Source organism: Sphingobium sp. PNB (assembly GCF_019873065.1).
GTDB lineage: Bacteria > Pseudomonadota > Alphaproteobacteria > Sphingomonadales > Sphingomonadaceae > Sphingobium > Sphingobium fuliginis.
Window position 1 is genome coordinate 1 of sequence record NZ_JAINEZ010000160.1, and the last position, 5,369, is coordinate 5,369.

At 63.3% G+C, this 5,369-nt stretch carries 4 protein-coding genes and 2 pseudogenes; 3 read left to right on the plus strand and 3 right to left on the minus strand.

The genetic code is table 11. The annotated features are described in order from the left end of the window. Positions 1–377 precede the first annotated feature (377 nt). Positions 378–515: pseudogene (locus tag K7W03_RS26510) on the minus strand (IS3 family transposase); the annotation flags it as partial. A gap of 64 nt (positions 516–579) precedes the next feature. Between K7W03_RS26510 and tnpC the strand changes: the two are divergent. Together tnpC and K7W03_RS26520 are read left to right on the plus strand one after the other, a co-directional pair. After that, a complete protein-coding gene (gene tnpC, locus K7W03_RS26515) occupies positions 580–1,860 on the plus strand; it encodes an IS66 family transposase (RefSeq protein WP_222887899.1) in 1,281 nt (426 codons plus the stop codon). 365 nt (positions 1,861–2,225) lie between these two features. Further along, entirely contained in the window at positions 2,226–2,423 is a 198-nt protein-coding gene (locus tag K7W03_RS26520) for a hypothetical protein (protein ID WP_222887902.1), read from the plus strand. Positions 2,424–2,605: 182 nt separating this feature from the next. Here K7W03_RS26520 and K7W03_RS26525 read toward each other — a convergent pair. After that, positions 2,606–3,441 (minus strand): annotated as a pseudogene (locus tag K7W03_RS26525) (IS3 family transposase); the annotation flags it as partial. Between K7W03_RS26525 and K7W03_RS26530 the strand changes: the two are divergent. Then, positions 3,440–3,883 carry an SDR family oxidoreductase gene (locus K7W03_RS26530; RefSeq protein WP_226949248.1) on the plus strand — a complete coding sequence of 148 codons (444 nt, stop codon included), beginning with the start codon at positions 3,440–3,442 and terminating at the stop codon, positions 3,881–3,883. The pseudogene K7W03_RS26525 and the gene K7W03_RS26530 sit on opposite strands and share 2 nt — an antisense overlap. A 60-nt stretch (positions 3,884–3,943) precedes the next feature. Here K7W03_RS26530 and K7W03_RS26535 read toward each other — a convergent pair whose 3' ends face one another. Further along, the gene (locus K7W03_RS26535; RefSeq protein WP_226870539.1) at positions 3,944–5,182 is read right to left on the minus strand and encodes an NAD(P)/FAD-dependent oxidoreductase; all 1,239 of its coding nucleotides are present in this window, start codon (positions 5,180–5,182) and stop codon (positions 3,944–3,946) included. Positions 5,183–5,369: the final 187 nt, after the last annotated feature.

Below are 5,369 nucleotides of genomic sequence, written 5' to 3' on the forward strand. Positions count from 1 at the left end.
AAGCTCCGACCTACGCCGAGCTATATTCCGGTGGCTGGGCGCACCCCACATGTAGTGGGTGTCTGCGTTAACCGGATAGGCACGGAAACAAGCTTCGAACGTAGCTACCCTGTAGCGGCTTAATCGGATCGGCAACGTGTCGCCCACGCGTAGCCCAAAGAGGTTTGCAGGAAGGATCGTAAAGATGGCCTGACAGTCGAACGGCGTTTGGAAAGCCCGGCACTAACAATGGAACTTCGATTCCGGGTTGATTATGAGGCTCCTGACGCGCGGATGTCCATCTTGGCCGTGAGTAACCCCACGAGACCGTATACGTTGGCGCAGACTTGTCAGAACACCGTAAAATCCTGCTTGCAAACAGGGCGGGCCATACGTTGTTAGTGCATTGTGACTTCCGCCGCAATTGTCGGCTGGAGGTGGAGCGAAGCGGAACCGGAAGGCGGCAATTGCGGTATCGCCGCTTCCGGAGCCGGCGGCCGGTAACCGAGACTGCTGTGCGGTCGGATGGTGTTGTACAACACGACAACGGTAATTACCCACCCCCTTGCCAAACCAGGCGGTCTGTGATTCATCCTGTCCATGAATCGCGAGGAACTCGAAGGGCTTACGAAGCCTGAGTTGATTGATCTGGTGCTGGGGATGCAGCGCCCGGACAAGACGTCGCGCACCTCTTCGAAGCCGCCATCGACGGACAGGAAGGCGAAGCGGGAAGGTTCGCGGCCCGGCGGAGCCAAGCCCGGCCATAAGGGGCACGCCCGCGTTCTGGCCGCAGCGCCCGATGCGCACGAAGACCATCGTCCGGCGCATTGTCACCACTGCGGCCTGCCGTTTGCCGAGGATGCGTCCGGCGCGGTGATAGGGGAATATGACGAGATCGACCTGCCCGAGGTCAAGCCTGTGGTCAGGCGCCACCGGCGGATGAAATGCCGCTGCGCGACATGCGGCAAGACGACGGCAGCGCCCTTGCCGGCAGCGGCGCAAGGCACGCCGTTCGGGCACAGGATCCATGCGCTGGCGCTTTATCTCAAATCGAACCAACTCTTTTCCTATGAACGGCTGCAAGGCGTCTTCGCCGATCTGTTCGGCCTGCAGCTCAGCCAGGGCGCGCTGATGAACATGTTCAAACGCACCGCGCCGGTCTTTGCCGCCGGACGCGACGATGCCCTGGCGGCCTTGCGCGGCGCCGAAGTCGTCGCCTGCGACGAGACGGGCATGCGGATCGAGGGATGCAATGCGTATCAGCGGGTGTTCTGTTCGAGCAAGGCCGTCGTCCATACCGCCGAGTTCAGCCGCGCCGCCCAGGTTGTGCACGGCACGATGGCCGGACATAAACCCGAAGCATGGATATCGGATCGCTATTCTGCCCAGCAAGGGCATGGCCAGCGTCACCAGACGTGCCTTGCTCATCTCGATCGCAAGGCGCGCTTCGCCGCCGAGAATGGCAGCGATTTGATCGGGATGCGGGTCCAGTTCTGGTTTGATCGCGCCTTCAGGCTTGCCCGCGACATCGCCGCGCTCGCCGCCGCCAAGGTGAAAAACCGAAGGCGCGCGCTGATGCGCGACCTCGATGCCATCCTCGCCAGCACCACCGATTGCCAGCTGGCGCGCGAACTGCTCGGGCAAATCCGCCGCGCGCGCGACCAGATACTCACCTTCTGCGATTTCGCGGGCAAGGTCGAGGCCACCAACAATGTCAGCGAGCGTGCGCTCAGACCCAGCGTTATCCAGAGAAAGGTCACCAACGGTTATCGCGCTAAATGGGCCGCCGATGCCGAAGCCGCCTTGCGCACCACCATCGACACCGCGCGCCTCGCAGGATGCACTCCATTCCATGCCATCCTGGGCGCCGTCACCGCCTGATAGCTGGTAGGGAGTGGGTAATTACCGACAACGGAACGCCCACAGGACCGTTGTTCGCGAGATTGTCTACCAGTGGCATCCATGGGCTGGCCGGCATGTTCACGTTCATGGGACGGTCGAGCGAGCAAGTTCGGACATTTACCGCTGCAGTATGGGCGGCTCGATCTCGGAGCGCTGTCTTGAGGTTCCGGCGTGGATATTCGATCGTGGGGTTTGCGCCCTGGCGCGGACCGAGTTTTCTCCCCATGTCGATGTTGGTGCGCTAGCTTACCTGTTGAAGTTGCTGCGGGCGGCGAGGCCTATTTCGGCTCCGCAGCTTTCGGGCGCAGCATCGGGCTCTCACGACTCACATCGGGGAGGCTTCCATGCCGCGCAAGCCCATGACATTTCAGTTCGATCTGTTTTACAGCCCTCGCGATTCCGGGGTCGCGCAGACGCCGCAGTGGCTGACTCTGCCAGCACCAACGCGCCAGAAGTTGATGCCCCTGATCGTGCGTCTACTGCTCGACCACGCCACCGGCGCCCCCTGCGCGGCACGGGAGGAGAAGAGCGATGATCTGTGAGAAGATCGGTCCCCAGCATCTTGAGCGCAAGGCGATCCTGTATGCCTATGGTAAAACCCACGTTGTAGCTGGATATGATGGCGCCGCCCTGCGGACGAGGAGTCGTCGCAAGGCCCGGGATGAGTGGTTGGCGCTGATTCCCGGCTCGCATGAAGGTTATATCAGCTGGGAGCGCTCGGAGGATAGAAGATCTCGCCGTTGAGCAGCTCGTCGCGCAGCGACCCGTTGAAGCTCTCATTGTAGCCATTCTCCCAAGGTGATCCCGGCGCGATGTAGAGCGTCTTCACGCCGATCTTGCCGAGCCACTTCTGGACGGCCGTAGCGATAAATTCAGGACCATTAGCGGACCTGATGTGTGCCGGAGGCCCGCGCATGACGAACAACTCGGCCAACGCGGCCAGCACGTCCTCGTGACGTAGCTTCCTGGCGACGATGAGCGCCAGGCATTCCCGGCTGGCCCCATCGATAATGGTCAGGATCCGGAACTTGCGCCCGTCGTGAGTGCGGCCCTGAACGAAGTCATAGGCCCACACATGGCCCGGATATTCCGGCCGGAGCCTGATACAGGAGCCATCGTTGAGCCACAGCCGCCCGCGCTTCGGCTGCCGCTGCGGCACCTTGAGCCCCTCGCGTCGCCAGATCCGCTCGACCCGCTTGCGGTTCACTGTCCACCCCGCGTCGCGCAGCAGGGCGGTGACACGTCGATAGCCATAGCGACCATATTGCTTGGCCAAAGCGATGATGTCCTCGGTCAGCGCCTGCTTGTCGTCCGCCCCGCGCGCTACCTTGCGATGGGTCGACCGATGCTGTCCGAGCACCTGGCAAATCCGTCGTTCGGACACCGGTAGCTCTCGCCACAGCTGGTCGATACAGCGCCGTCGCCGCGCGGGGCTCAGAAGTTTCCCCGGGCGGCCTCCTGGAGAATGAGCTTATCCAGCGTCAGGTTGGATATCGCCCGGCCAAGCCGCAGATTCTCCTTCTCCAGATCCTTCATACGGCGCGCCTGAGAGGCCGAGATCCAGCGCTCCTTATGGCCGACAATGTGGTGCTGCCATGCCGTGCTGCCGCTGATGCTCGAAGCGAACAGCGGCGCGATCGTAAACATCGGCCCGGTCGCAACGCGCGGCATCAACCGGGTCCCCTATGCCGCGGCCAAAGGCGGAGTGTCGGCGCTTACCCAGGCGCTGTCGTTCGACCTCGACGACCGGCCGATCCGGGTCAATTGCGTCGCTCCCGGCGGAGTCAATGTCGAGCGGGTCACGCCGCGCAATCCCAAGCCGCCGACCGAGGCCGACATCAAGGGTTTCGGCGAAGTCGGCGAGCAGACGTTGCGCGACACCTTGATGAAGCGCTTCGCGGCGCCGGAAGAATTGGCCGCCGCGATCTGCTTTTTCGCCTCGCCCGAGGCGTCCTACATCACCGGCCAGACGCTGTACGTGGCAGGCGGCGGGATAGGCTGATCTGAGGGGGCGTCCAAGGCGCCCACCCTCTTCCGTACGGGAGAGGGTTTCACCGCAGGCCTATGCCGCCCGCGCCTTGGGCTTCAAGAACTCGCGGAGCGGAATCGAGGCGTCGCCGAGCTGACCCGGGTCGACCTCGAGCCGACGCTCGACCATCCTCTTGCCGACGCCCATGTCGACCGCGCGATTTGCGGTCAGCACGCCGGCGACGACGTTGCCGTCGAGGAAGAAAGCGGTGAACTGGCTGCTGTCGAGCTCGCCGCGCATCACCACCGGCAGGCTGTCGTCGATCCGGCCGGAGACCTGGATGTTGATGTCATATTGGTCGGACCAGAACCAGCAGGGCTTCAGATAATCGACCTCGCGGCCGATCATCGCCTGCGCCGCGGCCATGCCCTGATCGGCGGCATTCTGATAGGTTTCGAGCCGCACCCGGCCGCCGAAGAAATTGGGCTGGTCGGCGACGTCGCCCGCCGCGAACACCGCCTCATGGCTGGTGCGCCCCTGGCGATCGACGACGATGCCGTTGCCGATCGCTAGCCCGGCGTTGGCGGCAAGCTCGGTCGAGGGCACGATGCCGATCCCGACCACCACCGCGTCGCAATCGATGCGCGTGCCATCGTCGAGCTCGACGGTGCGGACCAGGCCGCCGTCAAGATACAGCCTGGTCACGCCGATGCCGTAACGCGCCTTCACCCCGCGCTTGTCGTGCTCGCGGCCGAGCCAGGCGCCAAAATGCGCACCGAGCGTGCGGATCATCGGCACCGGCGCCGGCTCGATCGCGGTGACCTCACAGCCGCTCTTGCGCGCGCTCGCGGCGACCTCAGCGCCGATCACGCCCATGCCGATGACGACGATACGCGCACCCGGCTTGAGATCTGCCGCGAGCCGGTCGGCGTCATCCTTGGTCCGCAAATGATGGACATTGGCGGCGGTCGCACCATCGAGCGGCAACAAGCGCGCCTTGCCGCCGGTCGCGAGCAGGATGCGATCGGCCGGGATTTCCTTGCCGGAGGCCAGCCGAACCCCTCGGCCGGAAAGCTCCAGTGCTTCGGCGCGCACGCCGAGCTCCAGCTCTATCTTATTGTCTTCATACCATTGCTGGTCGTGGAGGAAGAAATTCTCGGGAAGCTGGTCCCTGTCCCACAGGCATTCCTTGGAGAGCGGCGGCCGCTCATAGGGCAGCCACCGCTCCTCCCCGATCAGGACGATCCGTCCTTCATAGCCGTTGAGCCGGAGCGCTTCGGCGGCGCGTCCCCCTGCAAGGTTGGCGCCGACAATCACAACCGAAGCGATCATAAATTAGCCTCCGTACCTTTCGAACCGAACTTAGACTCAATCCCGGTTTGATTGAACCGGGATTGGCCTAACTTTCCTCTGCTTTTCGTGACGATCGTTATTGCGTGCCTATCCGGTTGACGCATACACCCACTAGGGATAGATTGTGTGCGTGAAGCGGGTAGTGGGTTATGGACGTTCTCGGCCG